Origin of the sequence: Fictibacillus sp. BK138, from assembly GCF_004216955.1 — a bacterium.
Lineage (GTDB): Bacteria > Bacillota > Bacilli > Bacillales > Fictibacillaceae > Fictibacillus.
On the sequence record NZ_SGXL01000001.1, the window covers coordinates 1,116,470 to 1,138,699 of the forward strand.

Below are 22,230 nucleotides of genomic sequence, written 5' to 3' on the forward strand. Positions count from 1 at the left end.
TAATTGTAGTCAACATGATGATATCGAAAGGGTGGATGTTAAAATGAATTTGGCAGCTCCAAGTATCTACAATTTAACAGAGGAAATTGAAAAATACACAGAGAACCCCGAAAAATTTGCTCTAATCTGGATGAACGAAGACAATGAAAGACAGACCATAACCTATAAAAAATTAATTGAACGATCAAACCAAATTGCTAATTCACTTGAGGAATTGGGTTTAGCCAAGGGTGATCGCGTTCTTGTTATTATGCCGCGGTTAATTGAGACATACGCTGTTTATATTGCGTGTTTAAAAGCAGGCATCACCGTTATCCCATGTTCGGAAATGCTTAGAGCTAAAGACTTGAGCTACCGTGTTCAGCATAGTGAAGCAAAAGCAATAATTGCAGACCATCAGTACACAGAACAGGTAAACGAAATAAAAGACACTCTTCCAACCCTTACATACAAAATAAGCGCTAACGGTGACACGGAAAATTGGTTAAGTTTAAATGCGATAACAGAAAATGTAAGCGTTTCCTACAAAGCGCCTGAAACTTCTAAGGATGATATGGCTTTTTTATCCTATACATCAGGGACAACAGGACAGCCTAAAGGTGTTGTACATACACATGGATGGGCATATGCACATATCCGTACTGCAGCTAAAAGCTGGTTAAATATTTCTGAATCCGATAAGGTCTGGGCTACGGCAGGACCTGGCTGGCAAAAATGGATTTGGAGTCCATTTCTTTCGACTCTGGGTACAGGTGCTGCAGGATTTGTCTATCAAGGGAAATTTGATCCTCAAAAATATTTAACGCTACTAGAGAACGAACAGGTTTCTGTTTTATGCTGCACCCCGACAGAATATCGATTAATGGCAAAAGTGGACAACCTCGATCAGTATCGTTTACCTCAGTTAAGAAGTGCCGTTTCCGCAGGAGAACCACTAAATCGAGAGGTAATCGATACATTTGAAAAGTATTTCCATATTAAAGTCCGTGACGGTTATGGCCAAACGGAAAATACTTTGCTAGTTGGTACCATGGAAGGCATGGAAATTAAACCAGGATCGATGGGTAAGCCAACACCTGGAAATGATGTTGAAATCATTGATGAGAATGGTAATCCAGTAAAGGCTGGTGAAGTTGGTGACATCGCCGTCCACAAAAACTGTCCAGCACTTTTTAAAGAGTATTATAAAGATCAAGATCGAACATTAATGGCATTTAGAGGAGATTATTACGTTACAGGGGATAAAGCGAAGAAAGATGATGATGGGTACTTCTGGTTTGAAGGAAGAGGAGATGACATCATTATTTCATCAGGCTATACGATTGGTCCATTTGAAGTTGAAGACGCCCTTGTAAAACACCCAGCGGTTAAAGAGTGTGCGGTTGTGGCAAGTCCTGATGAAATTAGAGGACATATTGTAAAAGCATTTGTAGTCTTAAGAGATGAATCGGCGAGCAAAGAAGCTTTAACACCAGAATTGCAGGAGCATGTTAAACAGCTTACAGCACCTTATAAATATCCACGCTTGATTGAGTATGTGAGCGATCTTCCGAAAACGACTTCAGGAAAGATTCGGCGTATCGAGCTTCGTCAGTTAGAAGCATCGAAAACGAGATAAACTTGAAAAAAGCAGGCTATTGTCTGCTTTTTATTTTGAAAACCGTTATAATACTAAAAAGCAAATGCACAAAGGTGGTAGTATAGTGGGTACTTTGTTTCACAACGGAACCATATATACAATGGTCAGTGAAAATGATCAATGTGAGGCAGTATATGTAGAAGCAGGGAAAATTGTAAAAACAGGAACAAAGAATGAGCTGCATGATTTGTATGGCAGCGAAATTTCTAAAACTGTCGATTTAGCAGGCAATGTGATGTTTCCCGGATTTGTGGACAGTCATCTCCATCTCATCGGCCATGGTGAAAAGCTTATAAGGTTAGACCTCTCAGAAATGACTTCTGCAGAAGAAATGGAAAAAGCGCTTAAAGAAAAAGCCCAAACCTTGGATAAAGATGAGTGGCTCCTTGGAGAGGGATGGAACGAGAACAATTTTATCGACCGAAAAATTTTTCACAAGCTCGAATTAGATGCTATTGCAGATGGACGACCGGTCTTATTATCAAGAGTGTGCCGTCATGCATTTTTGGCGAATTCAAAAGCTCTTGAATTAGCTGGCATTACGAACGAAACACCTGATCCGGCGGGTGGTATTATTAAAAGGGATGCTGACGGGGAACCTACTGGTTTATTGCATGATAGTGCAGCTGAACTAGTAAAAAAAGCTGTACCTGAAGTTTCGCAGGACTATTTGAACAAAGCTTTAAAAACATCTGTTGAATATCTTCTCTCATTAGGGTTAACCGGTGGGCATACGGAAGATCTCAGTTATTATGGATATGTTGAGCGGCCATTAAAAGCTTTCAAAAAAGTTTTTGAAGAAGATGATGTAAGGTTTAAAGCCCATTTACTTGTTCATCATGAGGCACTTGATGATTTTAAGAAGGTTAAACCTGGTTATCAGCTGCCATTTGTAGAATATGGAGCCATGAAGATTTTCGGGGATGGAGCTTTTGGAGGACGAACAGCATGGCTTTCTCATCCTTATAATGATGCTCCCGAAACCTCTGGTGTCTATATTCATGAAGACGATGAACTATTAAACCTGATACAAAAAGCACGGAAAGAAGAGATGAATATTGCGGTTCACACCATCGGTGATATGGCACTTCAGAAAACGATTGAAGCCATTAAGAAATGTCCGCCTTCTGGGGGCAGAGACCGTTTAATTCATGCAGGTTTAGTATCAGATTATTTAATTGAAGAGATGAAGAAGATGTCCGTTATTTTAGATGTTCAGCCTAGTTTTGTTGCATCCGATTTCCCGTGGCTGATTGAGCGTCTCGGTACCGATAGAATTCCATATGCTTATGCTTTTAGAACCTTATTGGATGAAGGTATTATTTGTGCGGGAGGATCAGATGCTCCAATAGAACCCGTAGATCCACTGCTAGGCATCTATGCAGCTATTACAAGAAGAAAACCTGGTGAAGACCATGAAGGGTATGTTCCAGAGCAAAAGCTTACAAGACATGAGGCGATTGGTTTATACACATATGGTAGTGCTGAAGCTATAAGTCAAGAACATTATAGAGGATACATTAAAGAAGGATATGCGGCAGATTTTACGGTATATGACCGTGATCTCTTTACAGTGCCTATCGATGATTTATTGAATGCAGAAGTAGTTTACACAATGGTAGATGGTGAAATCGCATTCAGCCATTCTTCAAAAAAAGTACCATCTGAATAAGAAACAGCCTGCATGCCCATGCAGTTTGTAGTTTTTAACTAAGAATAGTTTGCCAACCTTGTCGAAAAGCCTATAAATTTATTTGAAGGCCCATAAAATATTGTTGAAGGACCATAAAAAGTTATGAAGGTTCATAAAAAAATTTAAAGGCTCATAAGTTCAATTTTGGCCTTGAATAAGCTAACTATATCGATATAAAAAGCAGGTTCCTAAAAGGAAACCTGCTTTTATATGGTATTTAAGCTAAAACAAATTCGTTTGGAGCTCTATAAGAAGCTTCTTTTCACTTTATGCCAGAATGAATTGTCTTTTAGTTTTACCGTTTTAATTCTTTTCTCTGTAAGTTCAAAGCTTAGGCTCTCACAATGTTTAATACTCATCGCTTCGTTATCCATTCCGATAATCGGATAATGGGAGTTATCATGTTTAATCTTTAAGGACATTTTTCGGTTATCACTCAAAATAAAGGAAGAGCCGAGCGTACGATACTGATTATTATTTAAAGAAGCAAGCTCACTGATCTGATAGCATGCCAGCATTGGATCCACTACAGCACCGTTTACTGATTTATTATAAGCTGTACTTCCAGTTGGGGTGGATATGATCAAACCGTCGCCGCGGAAAGTCTCAAAATAAAGATCATCAATAAAAACATCGATCTCAAGTGTTCTAATGATAGAGGAACGAAGTGAACATTCATTCAGGCAGTAAAAAGAACCTTGTCCATCTATCGTAACGGAAAGTGCCGGATACTTACGAACTTCGATCTGTTCGTTTTTCATTGCTTCTATCATGCCTGCTTGATCGTCGATATGAAAGTCACAATAAAATTCCGAATCAAGTGTACTTACTCCAACGTATAAACAATCTTCTCTAAACCCCGTTTTTCGTACTGCCTGCAAAAACGAACCGTCACCGCCTATACTCGCAATAATATTGGCTTCTCTTTCATCTTCCACAACTTCAAACCCTTCTCTTTCGGCTAAAGCTTTTAACCCTTCAGCTTTTTCGAGAATAGACTCTTCTTTTTTATAGAAAAAGAAAATCTTATTTCTTTCTGGCATCTTCCATTCCTCCTTTAAATGATTCTCCACATATTGTGTTCGGTCTTAAAAATATTGATTCCTATTATATTGTATCAGACATTCTATTACGTTTAGATTAAATGTCACTTGCCTATAATGAAAAAACAGAAGGGAAGAGCTTTTATGGAATGGATCTTAATCATTTTAGGCATTTTTTTATTCATCTTTATCATCTTGATGTTCTCAACGCTGAATGTAGCGCTTCATCTTGTTCATCGCAACGATAACAGTGATATACGGATCACGCTGCGTATGTATCGAGTTATCAAATACAATTTACATATACCGATTGTACAAATTGATGCAGAAGACCATTCAGTAAAGATAAGAGAAGAAAAGCAAACCAGTATGGGGCAGAAGAAAGAGAAGAAAAAGAAAATTACATTTAAAAAAATAAAATATCAATATGAATCGTTTCAGAAAACTTTAAAACATGTCCAGAACCTGTACCTCATCCTTGCACAATTCTTAAAGAAGATAAACATTTCACAGCTTGAGTGGCATAGCGCTATCGGTCTTGGTGAGGCTTCGTCATCCGCAGTTGCAGCTGGAACAGTATGGGGAATTAAAGGGGTCGTCTTGCAGCTGATCAATACCTTTTTTCGTTTAAAAGGAAACCCAACAATTTCTGTAGTTCCCGTTTTTCAGGGAATGCACAGTGAAACAAGGCTATCCTGTATGGTTTCTTTTAAAATAGGGCATGCTATTGTCGTTATGTTAAAAATATTGAAGTCTTGGCGAAGTTCAAGGCGTTCATCTCAGGTAAATTCTGAATATATGACTGGAGGAGTGTAAAAATGAGTGAACATCCAATCCAGGGTTTAATGAAAACCGCTATGGAAAATCTCAAAGAAATGATTGATGTAAATACGATCATCGGAGACCCTGTTGAAACTCCTGACGGCAGTGTGATCCTTACCGTTTCAAAAGTTGGATTTGGATTTGCAGCTGGAGGAAGTGAATTCGGAAATCAGCAAGAATCTAAACAATCTTCTCAAGGCTCTCAGCAAGGTTCATCGAACGGTGCAAAAGAAATGCCTTTTGGAGGAGGAAGCGGAGGAGGAGTTTCAATCACTCCAATCGCATTCCTTGTTGTAAGCAATACAGGAATAAAAACCATTCACCTAGACAACAGTACGCATCTATATGAAAGAATTTTAGACTTAGCTCCGGGTGTTATTGACAAGCTGCAGCATTTAATGAATAAGAATAAGCCAAAAGGTTCTGTAAACACACAAACAAATGAGTTTTAATCAAAGCTAACATCTTGTTAGCTTTTTCTTCTGTGATGTTTTAAGATGAATAAGGAAGTACATAAATTTAAAGGAGGAGTTATCGATCATGAGCGTAACATTTAAAGATAAACCAGTCACTTTATTAGGAAACCAGTTAAAAGCAGGGGATCAAGCTCCAGATTTTAAAGTTCTTGCAAATGATATGTCAGAAGTTACTTTGGCAGATTCAAAAGGAAGTGTAAGACTAATTGCAGCTGTACCTTCAGTTGATACAGGTGTATGCGACGCAGAAGTTCGCCGTTTTAACGAAGAAGCATCAAAGCTTGGGAATGTTAAAGTATTAACAATCTCTGTAGATTTGCCATTTGCACAAAAAAGATGGTGTGCTGCAGCAGGTATTGAAAATGTTCAAACATTATCTGATCACCGTGATCTTTCATTTGGTAAAGCTTATGGTGTTGCAATTGAAGAGCTTCGTCTTCTTGCTCGATCTGTGTTCGTTATCGACAGCTCGGACAAGATTACATATGTTGAATATGTAGATGAAGTAACGAGTCATCCAAATTATGAAGCAGCGATTGAAGCTGCTAAAGCTGCAAAATAAACAAGTCAGTCATCTCCGGTGCAACGTCTGTACCGGAGATTTTTTATAATCGTTTTTTTATAATCGTTGTTCTTGAAAGTAGTTGATATCCGCTCCAGGTTGCTCGCTTTCCACGGGGCGAACGGTGAGCCTCCTGCCGCTTTACGCCATTAGGAGTCTCCACCTGACCGCTCGTTCCGTAGGAGTCGACAACCTTGCGCTCCTATCAACTTGCAAATGATGAGATTAGAAAAAACAAAAGCAACAATCTTAAGAAAACAGCCTTTCTTAGAGATTGTTGCTACTGAGAAGGTATCACAAAGTGCTTCAATGAAAAGTTAATTGGAGTGAAAGGACGAGACTCCAGCAGGCTGAGTGGGACAGGTGAGACCGTTCAGTGTCGCAAGGCGACGAATGTGCTTAACGCACACCCTGCGGAAAGCGAGTCCTGCAACGGAAAATTAACTACTTTCAAAAACAAACAAAGTTTACAAAAACACGCTTTAAACCTTTAGATTGTGTATCATGCACTTCATTTGTTAAAATGTTTCCTGTGCAAACATAGGAGGACGCGGTTATGAGTACTTTTAAAGATGTAGAAAAGATGTTTATAGTAATGGATAATACAGCAACGAGAATCAAGGATGGGCTTGATCTCCCTTATTTAGACGCTCTCGTTGAAACAGGAGAAAATCTATTCTTTCAAGAGATTCCTAAAGAATATCCAAAAGAGCTTATAAATGCATTAACAGAAGAATATAAAAAGGTTAATCTTGCTGAATATGGCAAGGAAGAATTGCGGAAGGCATTTCAACTTGCTGTGCTAAAAGGCATGAAAGAAGCAGTACAGCCGCATCATGCGATGACTCCTGATGCTGTTGCTTTATTTACGGGCTATCTTGTTCAAAAGTTTATGAAAAAAACTGAACATCTTACATTGCTTGATCCTGTAATAGGCTCTGGTAACCTTTTGACGGCTGTATTAAACCAGCTTAACGAAAAGCAATGTGAAGCGTTTGGCGTGGAAGTAGATGAAACACTATTGCGTTTAGCTTGGGTAAATGCAAACATTCAAAAACATAAAGTAGAACTCTTTCATCAAGATGTGATTAAACCTCTTTATGCGGATCCCGTAGACGTAGTCGTAGCTGATCTTCCGGTAGGATACTACCCAGATGACGAAAGTGCTAAAGTGTTTAAAGTCAGTGAAAAAAACGGCCACACATTCGCACACCATCTTATCATTGAGCAATCCGTGCATCATCTAAAGGAAACTGGACTAGGAATCTTTATTGTTCCCAACAATCTTCTTGAAAGCGAACAATCAGGTTTGTTAAAGGCTTGGATTAAAGAAAATGTAGTCATTTTAGGATTGCTTCAGCTGCCTAAATCTCTTTTTAAATCCACTGTCCATGCGAAGAGTATCCTTATTCTTCAAAAAAATGGTGAAGGAGCTATAAAACCTAAACAAGCAATGCTGGCACAGCTTCCCTCCTTCTCGAATAAAGCAGGACTTGCTAATGTGATGGAACAAATAAATGAGTGGTTTAAAACTGAATGGGAACGTGAAAAATAACAGCGTGGGATAACCTATGCTGTTTTTTTTGTGTGGTTGCAAACGCATTCAAATCTGAATTGCATGAATATAAGGTGTAAGCGTTTTACAGCCTTGATTATAAATATGGTCAATGTTTAAATAAGGAAGGATTATAGTATTAATGAGGTAGAAGTGTGCACCAAAGCGCTCTTCTTTTTCATTGAATATGAAGGAGATGGCTATTTTGGCTAAAATTATTGCGATTAATGCCGGAAGCTCGTCCTTAAAGTTTCAACTTCTGCAAATGCCAGAAGAAGAAGTTTTAACTAAAGGACTTGTTGAACGTATCGGTTTGAACGATTCTATTTTTACAATTGAAGTAAATGGTGAAAAGATAAAAGAAGTAAAAGATATTCAAGACCACTCTGAAGCTGTTTCTATGCTTTTAGATAAATTGATCAAACATAACATTATTTCTTCTCTCGATGAAATTGAAGGAATTGGCCACCGTGTTGTACACGGAGGAGAAAAGTTTAATGATTCCGTATTAATTACAGATGAAGTACTAAAAGAAATTGAAGAGATTTCTTATCTTGCTCCACTTCATAACCCTGCAAACGTTGTAGGAATTAAGGCATTCAAAAATGTGTTGCCGAGCGTACCAGCTGTTGCTGTGTTCGATACAGCCTTCCATCAATCAATGCCTGAAAAATCATTTCTGTACAGTTTGCCATATGAGTACTATGAGCAATATGGAATTCGTAAATATGGTTTCCATGGTACAAGCCATAAATATGTTTCTGAAAGAGCCGCTGAACTTCTTGGACGTCCGGTTGAACAGCTTCGCCTTCTTTCTTGCCACCTTGGCAACGGAGCAAGTATTGCTGCAATTGAAGGCGGGAAATCAATCGATACATCTATGGGATTCACTCCTTTAGCTGGTGTAACTATGGGAACACGTTCCGGAAACATTGACCCATCATTAATTCCTTATATCATGCAAAAGACAGGGCAAAGTGCTGAAGAAGTATTGAATGTTCTAAACAATAAAAGTGGAATGCTTGGCGTTTCAGGTTTCTCATCTGACCTTCGTGATATCGAGAGTGAAGCAGAGCAAGGAAATGAACGTGCTGAGCTTGCACTAGAAGTATTTGCTAGCCGTATCCACAAATACATCGGTTCTTATGCTGCGAGAATGGCAGGGATCGATGCGATCATCTTTACAGCAGGAATCGGTGAAAACAGTACAGCAGTACGTGAACGTGTACTGCGTGGATTGGAATTTATGGGTGTTTATTGGGATCCTGCTTTAAACCAGGTTCGTGGGAAAGAAGCATTTATCAGCTATCCGCATTCACCTGTAAAAGTAATTGTCATTCCTACAAACGAAGAAGTTATGATCGCTAGAGACACTATGCGATTCGCGATGTAATTAAAAAACAACCTTTTTTCATGGCTGCAGCCATGAAGAAAGGTTGTTTTTTTGTTCATTTTTTAACTAAAAAAGTGTTCCTTTTAAATATTTTTGTTGATTAAACTTCTTTGCTAGTTGATTGGAGTGCAAGATGCGAGACTCCTGGGGGATCAGCGGGACAGGTGAGACTCCTAACGGCGCGAAGCGCAGAGGAGGCTCACCGCACGCCCCCCGGAAAGCGAGCATCTGGAACGGAAATCAACAACTTTCACAAAACAACAATTTATACGAAAACTGCCTTTTTTATTTTTATTGAAGGAAAACACACCAAGATAGTGTAAATCCTTATAGGTACCTTTATCTGAATTTGCTCGAACTGGAAAGGGAGAGAGATCTATTCATGTACAAAAAGGAACAATACTTATATAGGCAAGAAAAGAAGGTAAAAGCAATTGTCCGAAATTATGTGAAACCAGATTTTAACGAACTCATCCAAATACAAAAGGAAAGTTTTCCGCCTCCATTTCCTTCCGACCTTTGGTGGAACGAAGAACAGCTTAATAATCACATCACGCTCTTTCCTGACGGAGCATTATGTGTGGAGATTGACGGAATTCTTGCGGGATCTATTACCGGGCTGCTAGTAGACTTTGATCTTGAATCTCCAAAACATACTTGGGAAGAGATTACGGATAAAGGCTATATTAAAACACATAACAAAAATGGGAAAACTCTTTATATAGTGGATATTTGCATACGTCCCTCTTTTAGAAAGCTTGATCTCGGCAAATTTCTTATGCAATCCATGTATGAGACGGTCATACAATTGAATCTTGACCGATTATTAGGCGGGGGGAGAATGCGGGGCTATCATAAGTGTGCAGATGCACTGACCCCAGAGCAATATATTGAAAAAGTAGTGAACGGTGAAATACATGACCAGGTTATATCCTTTCTGTTACGGTGCGGAAGAACACCTCTAGTATTAGTACCTGGATATTTAGAAGATGAAGAGTCCCATCATTATGGTCTGCTGATGGAATGGAAGAACCCTTTTAAGTTTGGCTGATAAATAACTTTAATGCTGATTTTTTACTTAATCCCGCTGTTATTATAAACTATGTAAAAAGGTTAAAGGAGGAGCGGCATGCCATTAACAGAACGCGAAGAACAAATCTGGCAAGAAATCAAAAGCTGGGAAGATCTTTATTTTACTTACGAACCAATAGATTTTGGACGTACATATGAAAAATGGGCAACAAGACAGATGGACCTTTTATCAGAAGAGATGCAGGAAACGATTGGTGAGTATGTAGATTCTGTTCTTTTTCATATCCATGCTCTAATACAAAACTCTCAATTTCAGCTGGATATGAAACAAAGACTCCTTTCAGAAGCTAGGGTCTTTCGAGATGATATTTTTGAAATTGAAGATTTGAAAAAATGTTCGATCGATCAATTATCTTATATGGCAGATCAGCAAATTGCACGCAACCGGATTTTGTCTTTTTCCCAAGGTGGACTCGCCGGAACGGGAGGGTTGCTTTTCCTAGGAACAGACTTTCCAGCGATGGTTGCTCTTGGTATCCGGTCCGTTCAGTCTATTGCCATGCACTATGGCTATGATATTCAAAGACCATCGGAAATGATGCGCTCATTAAAAGTGTATCATGCAGCTACGATGCCAAAACGATATCAGCAAGAAAAATGGGATGAACTTATGGAAGAGCTTCGTGAAGAAGAAGATCCTATCTTTTATTCAGGAAAAGATGTAATAGCGGATATATCGTGGATGTCTCATCCCATACAGCAAATCGTAAAGATGATGGCGATCCTGCTTCTCAGAAAGAAGCTGACTCAAGGTCTGCCGATTTTCGGCATGGCTGTAGGAGCTGTTATGAACTATCAGCAATCCAGAAAGATAACTGAAATCGCGCATAAGTTTTATCAAAAAAGATATCTGAATGAAAAATATTACGGATAGGTGTTCATTTTATGAGTATACAAGAACATAAGGCGCTTGCACCGGAAAAAGTTAGATGCATGATAGTAACTGTGAGTGATACAAGAAATGAAGATACAGACAAAAGTGGCATGCTCATCCGGTCATTCTTAATCGAACAGCATCATGACATTCGTGAGTATAGAATTGTAAAGGATGACAAGAACCTGATTCATGAAGCTGCTCAAACTGCGATTAAAGATGAAAATATCGATGTCGTCATATTTAATGGAGGAACAGGAATTGCTCCAAGAGATGTAACAATAGAATCCTTATCGACTATTTTTGAAAAAGAACTCACCGGGTTCGGTGAACTTTTTCGAATGTTAAGTTATACAGAGGATATTGGGTCAGGAGCTATGCTTAGCCGTGCTATTGCCGGTGTGAATGGAAAAACGGCCATTTTCGCATTGCCAGGTTCATCAGGTGCAGTAAAGCTCGGAATGGAAAAGTTAATTCTGCCGGAACTAACGCATATCGTACAACAGCTTCATAAATAAAAGAGGATGCATAAGCACCCTCTTTTTTTGTATTTATCCATGGACTTTCGATGTTACCTGCTGGTTTAATCTGTACCAAAGCCAGAGCTCATTAATGATGGAAGCTTGGCTTGCAATTTTTTCGTTTAATTCACAGGATAGTTCAAAGTTTTCTTCAATAGATAATCGGTCTTGAAGTTTATTGATCTGTGTTTCAATTTCTCTTATTCGGTCTGGAATCGTGCCTCTAATCTTTTCCCATTGCAGCAGGATGGCTGCTTGTTCTGCCCTTTCATATTCTTCCCACGATTTATGCAAATCAGGAACTGAAATGCCAAGCTTATCTTCCCAAACGAAATTGTTATGCATCCGATCATCACCTCTTACTTCCATTGTACAAAAGGCGCTGCTCTGAAGCCACAATAAATATTTCTATTATTTTTATACATTTTTAAGAATAACCTTGCATTTTCTTCTCTCTTTTTGTTATAGTATTTATTATTATAAATGGTATTTTTATAAACAATTATGTATAAAAATAAATAAAATATACATTATTCGGTTTTCAGGAGGAGAGATATCATATGGGAAAAAAGGTAGTTTTAGCGTACTCTGGGGGATTAGATACATCGGTGGCGATTCCATGGCTGGCAGAAAAGGGCTATGAGGTAATTGCATTATGCTTGGATGTTGGCGAAGGCAAGGACCTTCCGTTTATTCAATCAAAAGCTTTATCCATTGGAGCTTCAGAATCTATCGTATTAGATGTTCAAAAAGAATACGCGGAAGAATATGCATTAGTTGCCCTGCAATCTCATGCATTGTATGAAGGGAAATATCCGTTGATCTCTGCATTAAGCAGACCTTTAATCGCAAAAAAATTAGTTGAAACAGCTAAAAAATACGGAGCTACTGCAGTTGCTCATGGTTGTACAGGAAAAGGGAACGATCAGGTTCGATTTGAAGTTTCTGTTGCAGCACTAGCCCCAGATCTTGAAGTGCTAGCGCCCGTTCGTGAATGGAGCTGGTCACGTGAAGAAGAGATTCAATACGCGAAACAGCATGATATTCCAGTTCCTATTAAAAAAGAAAATCCTTTTTCAATTGATCAGAACTTATGGGGAAGAAGCAATGAGTGCGGAATTTTAGAAGATCCATGGGCAGCTCCTCCAGAAGAAGCATATGAGATGACAGCAGCACTGGAAAATACACCAGATGAGCCTCAAATCGTTGAAATTGGATTTGAAAAAGGTGTTCCAGTTTCACTAAACGGTAAGAATGTTTCACTTGAAAAACTTATAGATCAGCTTAATGAATGGGGCGGTGCACATGGTGTTGGCCGTATTGACCATGTTGAAAACCGATTAGTAGGGATTAAATCACGTGAAGTGTATGAATGCCCTGCAGCGACGACGTTAATTAAAGCACATAAAGAGCTTGAAGATTTGACACTTGTTAAAGAAGTAGCTCATTTCAAGCCAATCATTGAAAAGAAAATGACTGAACTAATCTATGAAGGTCTCTGGTTCTCTCCATTAAATGCATCTTTAAAAGCCTTTTTAGATGAAACGCAAACTCATGTAACAGGAACTGTGCGAGTTAAGTTCTTCAAAGGCCATGCAATTGTGGAAGGAAGAAAATCACCATACTCACTTTACGATGAAAAGCTGGCTACTTATACATCAGACGACATGTTTGATCATGGTGCTGCAAAAGGATTTATCTCATTATGGGGCCTGCCTACAAAAGTTAGCAGCATGGTTCAAAAAAATGAGGTGAAAGTGTGAAAAAATTATGGGGAGGCCGTTTTTCGAAACAGCCGGAAGAATGGGTAGATGAATTTGGGGCTTCCATTTCTTTTGATAAACAACTAGCTACACACGACATCAAAGGCAGCCTTGCTCATGCCAAAATGTTATTTCAGAGCGGAATCATCGATGAGAGTGCATATGAGAATATAAAAAATGGTCTTCAAGATCTTCAAGTGCAAGAACAGGAAGGAAAACTTGAGTATTCAGTAAAGTATGAAGACATTCATTTGAATCTTGAGAAGCTGCTTACTGATCAAATCGGTCCGGATGGCGGGAAGCTCCATACGGCAAGAAGCCGAAATGACCAAGTGGCGACTGATTTTCATCTTTTTGTAAAAGAAGAAACCTTGGTGATTATAGATCATATTAATGGACTTCAAAACTCCCTGCTGAATCTGGCTGAAGAACATGTTGAAACCATTATTCCAGGTTACACGCACCTTCAGCGTGCACAGCCAGTTTCTTTTGCACATCATGTATTAGCTTATTTTTGGATGTTAGAGCGAGATAAAGAAAGACTGCAGGACAGTTTAAAAAGAACTGACATTATGCCGCTTGGTGCAGGGGCGCTCGCTGGAACAACATTTCCGATAGATCGAAATATTACAATGAACGAACTGGGATTTTCTAAAAAATATTTGAACAGCTTAGACGCAGTCAGTGATCGAGATTTTGCTATTGAATTTTGCAGCAATGCTTCTATGATCATGATGCATCTATCACGTTTTTGTGAAGAACTGATCCTTTGGTCATCTGAAGAATTTGGATTTATTGAGATCAGTGACAGCTTTACCACTGGCAGCAGCATGATGCCGCAAAAAAAGAATCCGGATATGGCTGAGCTGATTCGCGGAAAAAGCGGCAGAGTATACGGTTCTCTTCTTTCATTGCTTACATTGATGAAAGGTCTTCCTCTTGCATATAACAAAGACATGCAAGAAGACAAAGAGCCTGTCTTTGACGCTGTAAAAACAGTTAAAGGCTGTTTGAGCATCATGACTGGCATGATGAACGAAATAAAAATTAATGAAGACCGAATGAACAAAGCCGTTCACCAAGATTTTTCTAATGCAACTGAACTTGCAGATTATCTTGCCAAGAACGGAATCCCTTTTAGAGAAGCGCATGAATTAGTTGGTCAGATGGTTCTTAATTGCATTAAAAAGGGATGCTATTTGCTAGATATTAGTCTCGAGGAATATAAAGAATGGTGTCCGATCGTAGAAGAAGATTTGTATGTGGCACTTTCTCCAAAGACTGCAGTTGAAAAAAGAAATTCTGAAGGCGGCACAGGATTCCAAGCTGTACGCCAGCAGCTTGAAGCAGCAAAATCAGCTGTATATATTTCCAGTAATTAGCCGAGATAACTTTCTTCTGAAGACAGAAACTAATAACAAGGTTTCGATTACGAAGGAGGAAAGTTAGATGAACAATGAGAAGCATCCGAATCAGCAGCTGGAATACGATCTAGAGGGCGAAATGACGGTTCATCAGCAGATTACTGAAGCTTACCAAAGCGGAGTAGTTGATAAAGTTGATCAAGGCCAGCAGCGCACAAAATTAGATGACGAGGAAAGTCTTCAATAGTAATTAAGAAAGGATAACTCGCAGAGAGTTATCCTTTTTTATACTTATTATATATTAAAGGCGACGTAATCACACGTTAATTTTATTAATCACACGTTATTTCCAAAAATCGCACGTTAATTAAAATATACGTTATTTTCGGCATTCTTCGACACACATTCTCTTCCTTTACTAACGTTGTAATGAATCTTTCTATATAGATTAGGGAACATTAAAATCTGTCTTACATATAGAAATAAATCCGTCTTTTTATTTTAGTTTTTTGGTGGTATGGTAACTATAGATATGAAGAAAAATTTTCCAATAACTTTCAGGGAGGGAATGCAGGTGAAGATTGGTGTACCGACTGAAATTAAAAATAATGAAAACAGAGTAGCAATGACTCCTGCTGGTGTACTAAACCTGGTGGCGTCTGGCCATGAAGTTTTTATTCAAAGAGGCGCTGGCATTGGATCTGGTTTTTCAGATGAAGAATATGAAGGTGCAGGCGGAGTGATTGTTGAGACTCCGACCCAAGCATGGTCAATGGAAATGGTTATGAAAGTGAAAGAACCGTTGCCAGAAGAATACTGCTTTTTTCGTGAAGGTCTGATTTTATTCACTTATTTACATCTGGCTCCTGAACCTGAACTGACAAAAGCTTTAACGGAGAACAAAGTAATCGGGATTGCATATGAAACGGTTCAGCTTCCTAATGGAACACTGCCTCTATTAACACCGATGAGTGAAGTTGCTGGAAGAATGGCCGCACAGATCGGCGCGCAGTTTTTAGAGAAGCCTAAAGGCGGACTTGGTATTCTGCTAAGCGGAATTCCTGGTGTAAGACGCGGAAAAGTGACCGTTATTGGCGGCGGAGTTGTGGGAACGAATGCAGCCAAGATTGCTATGGGCCTTGGGGCTGATGTTACGATTATCGATTTAAACCCTGAACGTCTTCGACAGCTCGATGATATTTTTGGTGTCGAGATTAATACTCTAATTTCTAATCCTCTAAACATAGCGCTTGCTGTTCAAGAATCGGCTTTAGTGATTGGTGCAGTTCTGATTCCTGGGGCAAGGGCACCTAAACTGGTAACAGAAGAAATGATTAAAGGGATGCAGCCTGGGGCAGTTATCGTTGATGTAGCTATTGACCAAGGTGGGATTTTTGAAACAGTCGATCGGATTACTACTCATGATAACCCTACCTATGAAAAACATGGTGTGCTGCATTATGCGGTGGCGAATATGCCTGGAGCTGTTCCACGCACATCCACAATTGGACTGACTAACGTAACCGTTCCATATGCCCTGCAGATTGCGAACAAAGGATATGTAAGAGCGTGTCTGGATAATGAAGCTTTACTAAAAGGTATAAATACACTCGATGGTTTTGTAACCTATAAAGCCGTTGCAGAAGCTCATCAGTTAGACTACAAAGACGCAGGTTCAATTCTGGCTCAAAAACAATAACACGTAAGAAATATTAGTTCGAGTTCAGCCGATTATCCCTTCTCGCTGGAATCGGACTTTTTTTATGTATTAAAATAGGGTATGAAAAGGAAAGTAGGGTGCAATAACGAATCCTATTACTTGAAGGAGGGAGTATTTATTATGAAAGTGACGTATCATGGGCATTCAGTACTTGAAATTCAAGCGGGAGAGCACTCCGTATGGATCGACCCTTTTATTAATGGAAATGGTCAATGTAAAATCAGCGTTGAAGATGTTAAAGCAGATGTTATCCTTTTAACACATGGTCATAATGATCATGTTGGCGACACTGTAGAAATTGCCAAGAAGAATAACAGCCTTGTTGTAGCACCCTTTGAACTGGCAAACTATATAGCTTCAAAAGGTGTCGAAACACATCCGATGCATATCGGAGGCAGTCGTAAATTTGCATGGGGAAAAGTGAAATTCACACAAGCGTTTCATGGCTCCAGTTATGAGGAAGAGAACGGAACTGTAGTCTACACTGGGATGCCTGCAGGAATTTTATTCTCCTATGACCATAAAACAGTTTATCATGCAGGAGACACAGCACTCTTTTCTGATATGAAATTGATCGGTGAACTGGAGAAACCTGATGCAGCTTTCCTGCCGATCGGAGATAACTTTACGATGGGACCAGAAGATGCATTAATCGCAGCTAAATGGGTCGGAGCTCCAGTAACCGTTCCTATTCATTACAATACCTTCCCGCCTATCGAACAAGATCCAGAAAGCTCTTTTGTGTCCAAGCTTGGATCTGGAGGAAGAGTACTGCAGAGCGGTGAAAGCTTAAATATATAAATGATTCTAACCTCCCTTTCTATGCATACGAATGTTAGTAAGGGAGGTTGTTTTATGAATCAGGAAAAAATCGCAAAGTTGCTTATGTTAGTCGTCTTGGCTTACGTTGGATTACCTGCATTATCATTTGAGGGGCTTACGCTGCAAACCTTTTTTTCGATTGTCTGGACAGGATTTGCTGGAATATTGGTGCTAAGTTTACTGTTTAATAAAAGTGAAGCTAGGAAAAGAACAGTGAAGAGACAGGCTTTCGCAAATCAAAAGTCCCGAAAAAGGGTGCATATGGGAAGTTGAGTTTCTGTTCCATTGCCTGTATAATCTGTATTAGTCAAATAACTGAAACAGATAGATACAGGTAAAAGGAACGGTGAATGCAATGCTAACAAAGCATGAACAAATATTGCAGCATATTATAGAGCTTGATGTTGGGTCGAAAATCTCCGTTCGACAAATCGCAAAAGATCTTACCGTCAGTGAAGGAACGGCTTATCGAGCGATTAAAGAGGCGGAAAACCAGGGGATAGTCAGTACGATTGAACGTGTAGGGACCATTCGTATTGAAAGGCAAGCCAAAAGCAATATTGAAAAATTAACATTTGCCGAGGTTGTTAATATTGTTGAAGGACAAGTACTTGGAGGCAGAGCTGGACTTCATAAAACATTGCACAAATTTGTAATCGGTGCAATGAAACTTGAAGCGATGATGCGCTATGTTGATGCTGGAAGTTTATTGATTGTCGGAAACCGTGTCAATGCTCATGAGTTAGGATTGAAGGCTGGCAGCGCGATTCTGATCACCGGTGGATTTGATACGGAAGAAGAAGTGAAAAGACTTGCTGACGAACTTGAACTTCCGGTTATCTCTACGAGTTATGATACGTTTACAGTTGCAACAATGATCAATAAGGCAATTCATGACCGGTTAATTAAAAAAGATATCGTACTAGCTTCAGATATTCTAATACCAATTGATGAAACACATTACCTTTTTCAGCAAGATAAGGTTGAGCGCTGGCATGAGCTTAATCGTGAAACCATGCATAGCCGTTACCCCGTAGTGGATCAATCGAATCGTGTAACGGGTGTAGTTACCTCGAAAGACATTATTGGTGTATCTGAGGACACGAATATTGAAAAAGTGATGACACGATCACCATTAACAGTAACAGAAAAAACATCTGTTGCAGCATGCGCACACATGATGATTTGGGAAGGCATTGAGTTGCTGCCGGTTACAGGTTCTTCACATAAACTGATCGGTATTTTAACCCGGCAAGATGTCTTAAAGGCTATGCAGATGATGCAGAAACAGCCTCAAGTGGGTGCGACGTTCGATGATTTAATCACAACAGAATTAAAAGAACATAAGTATGAAAATGATGTAACTTTCACTTGTAAAATCACTCCGCAAATGACGAATCATTTAGGAACTGTTTCCTACGGGGTATTAATGACACTAGTTACAGAAACAGCTCGCAAGGCTTTAAGAAGAATTAAAAAAGGTGATGTAGTCGTTGAGAACGTAACCTTCTATTACATTAAGCCAGTTCAGATAGACAGCGAAATACAATTTGTTCCAAGAGTGCTGGAAGTGAGCAGAAAATTTGGAAAAGTAGATGTTGAGATCTATCATGATGGTAAGATTGCAGGAAAGGCCATGATGATGGCTCAATTAATCGATCACCGTTCTTAGTGTTGAATTGCGTTCTAGGATTCCGGCACATTATGCTCCCTTGTCAACAAAACAAATCATCAAGCAGCATTCTTATAGAAACTAAAGGCTGTTTATCGTAAAATTCGCTGCTTTTGTAAGAGGTTAATTTCCGTTACAGGACTCGCTTTCCGCAGGGTGTGCGGTGAGCCCATTCGTCGCTTTGCGACATTGAATGGTCTCACCTGTCCCACTCATCCTGCAGGACAAGGAAGGCTCCGGTAGCTTAACATCGCACGAAGAAAATGTGAAGTTCATTTTCGAGGAGTCTCGCCCCTCCACTCCAACTAACTTTTCATTGAAGCAATTTATGTCAAAATCTCTCAGCAGCAATAATCTTTTAGAAAAGAACGTTTTTTAAAACTGTTGCTTAAAAGACATCACTGACAAGTTGATTGGAGTGTAAGAAGCGAGACTCCTGGGGGATCAGTGTGACAGGTGAGACACCTAAGGACGCAAAGCGTCGAGGTGGCTCACCGCACCCCCCGGAAAGCGAGCATCTGAAACGGAGATCAACCACTTCCACCAGCAACTAAGCTTTCGATAACAGCCAAAGAAAAAAGTCCCTTCGGAGGGACTTTTTCATACTTTCTTCAGTTCGTTTCTTTTGCTTCTTGACGTGCAAGTGTTAAAAAATGCTTGTACATTTTCCAGTTCATCAGCAAGAGTACAATTCCGTATGCAAGGAAAATAAGAGCAACCCATAGCTGAACACGGCCTTCTACAGCTGTTAATTCGTTTAAACCAAAAGAAGCTAAAAATGCACCGAGTGCCATCTTTGCTTTTGTTCCGGTCCATTGTTTATAAAAAGGCTCTTTTGCACGTACTTCACGAACTTTATAAAACACATAAAGAGCAAAAGAAAGTATAATAAGGATAATAAAAATCGGCATTAAAAATTCCCCCAAGTATTTACTCCACTATATTGTAAACGTTTAAAACAAGAATTGCCACAACTTAGGTGTAAAAGGAGTTCATTATGAAAGAGGAAATTTTAAATAAAATTAAACAATATGAACGAATTATTATTCACAGACATGTAAGGCCAGACCCCGATGCTCTTGGCTCTCAAGGGGGACTTGCATCCATAATTAAGACAAGCTTTCCTGAGAAGGAAGTTTACGCAGTAGGGGAAGAGGATGATAATCTTATCTTTTTAAATAGAATGGATACCGTGGATGACGATATGTACCGCGGATCTTTAGTCATCATATGCGATACGGCGAATTCTCCAAGAGTAAGCGATACGCGTTACACTTTAGGTGAAACGGTTATAAAAATTGATCATCATCCAAATGAAGATCCATATGGAGATCTAGTCTGGGTAGATACAGGGGCTAGTTCTACAAGTGAAATGATAATGGATTTTTATCTTTTTGGGGCAGATAAAGGACTGAAGCTAAACAGTAATGCTGCAAGACTTCTGTATGCTGGGATTATTGGTGATACAGGACGCTTCTTGTTTTCGAATACAACAGAAAAGACTCATCGATATGCAGCGATGCTGATTGAAACGGGTTTCGCACCTTCTGAGATTCATGAGAATCTTTATAAAATTTCAGAGAAGCTGGTAAGGTTAAATGGTTATGTTCTACAGCATTTTTCAATTGTAGATGAATGTGTCGGTTTTATTCATCTCACAGAAGAAACATTAAAGAAATATAGTGCAAGTGCAAGTGAAGCTTCACTTTTAGTTAATTCATTCTCACATGTAGAAGGTCTGTTGGCATGGGTTTTCTTTGTGGATGAGCCTGATCAAATCAGGGTCAGACTTCGTTCGAAAGGGCCGGTTGTAAATAAGATTGCAGCTAAGTTTAATGGAGGAGGACACCCAAGAGCATCAGGTGCTACTGTGTATACTAAAGAAGAAACTGAGTCTGTGCTTTCAGAATTAAGGAAAGCTTGTATAGAATATAACACCAAATAAAAAAGGCCTCATCGGGGGGCCTTTTTACACTTTTGAAGACTTGTTATCAAGTCTTACTGTTCATTAATTTTTTTCCGGGATAAACCAAGAGCCAACATCAGTAACATCTTCGTGAACTTTCAAGTTTAACTTAGCAAGCTCTCTTTTAATTAATTCTGCTACTTCTTTCGTTTCTGCGAATGCAGAGAAACCATTCTGCAATTCTTTAACCTTTTCACGTGCAAGTTCTTTTCGATTAATAATCATTGACGTTTCCCCCCCATTGTTCACTCTTTTAATAATATTGTATACAAAAAATGGGGTGAATGCTATTTCGCTGCCTAAAGATTCATAAAAATGTAATATTTAGACCATAATTTATGCATATTCATTCAACAGCACGCGCAGATATATAAATTCTAAGTATACCTGTATAGAGGTATAAGTGATCGATCTTTACTTCATATTTTTGTTCATCATCAAGTTCAAAAGGTTTATTTTCAATGGCTTGTACGAGTAAAGCATGACTTTTTGCGATTGTCTCGGTGTCCTCACCTATCAGATGCTCTAGATCATCCTCAACTGCCTTCGTTAAATGCAGCTTAGTAAGGTTAGATAATTTATCAGATGAAGTATTGGAAAAACGCACATTTATTTCATGCAGTTTGAATTTCTTTGCCAATTCCTCATTTGCCTTTTCATCATCTGAAGTAAGAATTTCATTTTTTTTCTTATAATCTATTATATCTGCCTGAAGTTTTGCGATCTTATGGATCAGCCTTTCATGAGCTAACCCGCCCTGAAAAAGGAAAAACGCCCAGCCGATAATAAAGCCGATTGCCACACCTGCAAAAAAGCGCTGATAGCCTTTTCGGTGATAAAGCGGTGGAATCCTCATTAGTCTATTTGCTCCTGGCTAAGCCATTGAATTAATATAATGGCAGTATTGGCACCAGCGATTGCAACAAAAATATATGTGAGCTGTTTGAAAATCTCAAAAGTAGCTCCATTTTCAAAGCTTCTTTCAAAGTTTGATATGGTATCAAATGTACCTCCGATTGCTGCAACAATCGCCCAGATTTTAAGCTTCTTAGCCAGTTCTATCATTTCGAGAATAGGGGCTTTTCCAACAAGAAATGCTGCGAGACCGCCTATCAGCGCTCCTCCTAGTAGCACACCAAATGCAATCGCAAAATCAAGAATTATATTTGAAAAAAAATCGCGTACCATGAGAACCCTCCTCTCTTATCCAATGTATGGACAATAGAAGAAGAGTATGCTCGTTTTACAGATAA

Annotated in this window: 24 protein-coding genes; 18 read left to right on the top strand and 6 right to left on the bottom strand. The window is 39.1% G+C overall.

The features are described from left to right. Positions 1-43 precede the first annotated feature (43 nt). Complete coding sequence (gene mbcS / locus EV282_RS05440; protein WP_130294446.1) at positions 44-1,618, top strand: acyl-CoA synthetase MbcS; 1,575 nt, start codon at positions 44-46, stop codon at positions 1,616-1,618. An 85-nt stretch (positions 1,619-1,703) separates the two neighbouring features. After that, positions 1,704-3,311, top strand: a complete 1,608-nt coding sequence (locus EV282_RS05445; RefSeq protein WP_130294448.1) for an amidohydrolase — start codon at positions 1,704-1,706, stop codon at positions 3,309-3,311. Between the two features lie 266 nt (positions 3,312-3,577). Here EV282_RS05445 and EV282_RS05450 read toward each other — a convergent pair whose 3' ends face one another. Next, positions 3,578-4,375: an NAD kinase gene (locus EV282_RS05450; RefSeq protein WP_130294450.1), complete on the bottom strand. Its 798-nt coding sequence runs from the start codon at positions 4,373-4,375 to the stop codon at positions 3,578-3,580. A gap of 144 nt (positions 4,376-4,519) precedes the next feature. Here EV282_RS05450 and EV282_RS05455 point away from each other — a divergent pair, with 144 nt between their 5' ends. From EV282_RS05455 to EV282_RS05490, 8 genes are all read left to right on the top strand, one after another. Beyond that, positions 4,520-5,191 (top strand): DUF2953 domain-containing protein, encoded by a 672-nt coding sequence (locus tag EV282_RS05455; RefSeq protein WP_165389369.1) that lies wholly within the window; start codon positions 4,520-4,522, stop codon positions 5,189-5,191. 2 nt (positions 5,192-5,193) lie between these two features. Continuing rightward, entirely contained in the window at positions 5,194-5,649 is a 456-nt protein-coding gene (ytfJ, locus tag EV282_RS05460; RefSeq protein WP_130294454.1) for a GerW family sporulation protein, read from the top strand. Positions 5,650-5,734: 85 nt separating this feature from the next. After that, positions 5,735-6,235, top strand: coding sequence for a thiol peroxidase (gene tpx, locus EV282_RS05465; protein ID WP_130294456.1), 501 nt, complete (start codon positions 5,735-5,737; stop codon positions 6,233-6,235). Positions 6,236-6,791: 556 nt separating this feature from the next. Continuing rightward, positions 6,792-7,790: a class I SAM-dependent methyltransferase gene (locus EV282_RS05470; RefSeq protein ID WP_130294458.1), complete on the top strand. Its 999-nt coding sequence runs from the start codon at positions 6,792-6,794 to the stop codon at positions 7,788-7,790. A 205-nt stretch (positions 7,791-7,995) separates the two neighbouring features. Beyond that, entirely contained in the window at positions 7,996-9,183 is a 1,188-nt protein-coding gene (locus EV282_RS05475) for an acetate kinase (RefSeq protein WP_130294460.1), read from the top strand. Positions 9,184-9,565: 382 nt separating this feature from the next. Beyond that, positions 9,566-10,234, top strand: a complete 669-nt coding sequence (locus EV282_RS05480; protein WP_130294461.1) for a GNAT family N-acetyltransferase — start codon at positions 9,566-9,568, stop codon at positions 10,232-10,234. A gap of 78 nt (positions 10,235-10,312) precedes the next feature. Further along, positions 10,313-11,149 carry an EcsC family protein gene (locus EV282_RS05485; protein WP_130294462.1) on the top strand — a complete coding sequence of 279 codons (837 nt, stop codon included), beginning with the start codon at positions 10,313-10,315 and terminating at the stop codon, positions 11,147-11,149. 11 nt (positions 11,150-11,160) lie between these two features. Continuing rightward, complete coding sequence (locus EV282_RS05490) at positions 11,161-11,667, top strand: MogA/MoaB family molybdenum cofactor biosynthesis protein (protein ID WP_130294464.1); 507 nt, start codon at positions 11,161-11,163, stop codon at positions 11,665-11,667. Between the two features lie 33 nt (positions 11,668-11,700). Here EV282_RS05490 and EV282_RS05495 read toward each other — a convergent pair whose 3' ends face one another. Then, positions 11,701-12,015 (bottom strand): hypothetical protein, encoded by a 315-nt coding sequence (locus EV282_RS05495; RefSeq protein ID WP_130294465.1) that lies wholly within the window; start codon positions 12,013-12,015, stop codon positions 11,701-11,703. Between the two features lie 215 nt (positions 12,016-12,230). On the opposite strand from EV282_RS05495, the gene EV282_RS05500 reads away from it, so the two are divergent. The 7 genes from EV282_RS05500 to EV282_RS05525 all read left to right on the top strand — a co-directional run bounded on the left by EV282_RS05500 (position 12,231) and on the right by EV282_RS05525 (position 19,011). Beyond that, entirely contained in the window at positions 12,231-13,433 is a 1,203-nt protein-coding gene (locus EV282_RS05500; protein WP_077359314.1) for an argininosuccinate synthase, read from the top strand. Next, positions 13,430-14,815, top strand: a complete 1,386-nt coding sequence (argH, locus tag EV282_RS05505; protein WP_130294467.1) for an argininosuccinate lyase — start codon at positions 13,430-13,432, stop codon at positions 14,813-14,815. The genes EV282_RS05500 and argH overlap by 4 nt, the downstream gene beginning before the upstream one ends. Before the next feature lie 67 nt (positions 14,816-14,882). After that, positions 14,883-15,044 carry a hypothetical protein gene (locus EV282_RS20165; RefSeq protein ID WP_165389370.1) on the top strand — a complete coding sequence of 54 codons (162 nt, stop codon included), beginning with the start codon at positions 14,883-14,885 and terminating at the stop codon, positions 15,042-15,044. Between the two features lie 327 nt (positions 15,045-15,371). Further along, complete coding sequence (gene ald / locus EV282_RS05510; protein ID WP_130294468.1) at positions 15,372-16,496, top strand: alanine dehydrogenase; 1,125 nt, start codon at positions 15,372-15,374, stop codon at positions 16,494-16,496. A gap of 141 nt (positions 16,497-16,637) precedes the next feature. Continuing rightward, positions 16,638-17,318, top strand: coding sequence for a metal-dependent hydrolase (locus EV282_RS05515; RefSeq protein ID WP_130294470.1), 681 nt, complete (start codon positions 16,638-16,640; stop codon positions 17,316-17,318). A 54-nt stretch (positions 17,319-17,372) separates the two neighbouring features. Further along, positions 17,373-17,612 carry a hypothetical protein gene (locus EV282_RS05520; protein WP_130294472.1) on the top strand — a complete coding sequence of 80 codons (240 nt, stop codon included), beginning with the start codon at positions 17,373-17,375 and terminating at the stop codon, positions 17,610-17,612. Between the two features lie 82 nt (positions 17,613-17,694). Further along, a complete protein-coding gene (locus EV282_RS05525; RefSeq protein ID WP_130296909.1) occupies positions 17,695-19,011 on the top strand; it encodes a DRTGG domain-containing protein in 1,317 nt (438 codons plus the stop codon). 611 nt (positions 19,012-19,622) lie between these two features. On the opposite strand, the gene EV282_RS05530 is transcribed toward EV282_RS05525, so the two are convergent. Continuing rightward, the gene (locus EV282_RS05530; RefSeq protein ID WP_066291637.1) at positions 19,623-19,922 is read right to left on the bottom strand and encodes a YtpI family protein; all 300 of its coding nucleotides are present in this window, start codon (positions 19,920-19,922) and stop codon (positions 19,623-19,625) included. 86 nt (positions 19,923-20,008) lie between these two features. On the opposite strand from EV282_RS05530, the gene EV282_RS05535 reads away from it, so the two are divergent. Further along, positions 20,009-20,956 (top strand): DHH family phosphoesterase, encoded by a 948-nt coding sequence (locus EV282_RS05535; protein WP_130294473.1) that lies wholly within the window; start codon positions 20,009-20,011, stop codon positions 20,954-20,956. Between the two features lie 63 nt (positions 20,957-21,019). On the opposite strand, the gene EV282_RS05540 is transcribed toward EV282_RS05535, so the two are convergent. From EV282_RS05540 to EV282_RS05550, 3 genes are all read right to left on the bottom strand, one after another. Continuing rightward, positions 21,020-21,202, bottom strand: coding sequence for a hypothetical protein (locus EV282_RS05540; RefSeq protein ID WP_130294474.1), 183 nt, complete (start codon positions 21,200-21,202; stop codon positions 21,020-21,022). A gap of 121 nt (positions 21,203-21,323) precedes the next feature. After that, complete coding sequence (gene ytrI, locus EV282_RS05545) at positions 21,324-21,833, bottom strand: sporulation membrane protein YtrI (RefSeq protein WP_130294476.1); 510 nt, start codon at positions 21,831-21,833, stop codon at positions 21,324-21,326. Then, on the bottom strand, positions 21,833-22,165 hold the full coding sequence (locus EV282_RS05550; protein WP_130294477.1) for a YtrH family sporulation protein: 333 nt from the start codon (positions 22,163-22,165) through the stop codon (positions 21,833-21,835). Before EV282_RS05550 ends, ytrI begins: the two co-directional genes overlap by 1 nt. Positions 22,166-22,230: the final 65 nt, after the last annotated feature.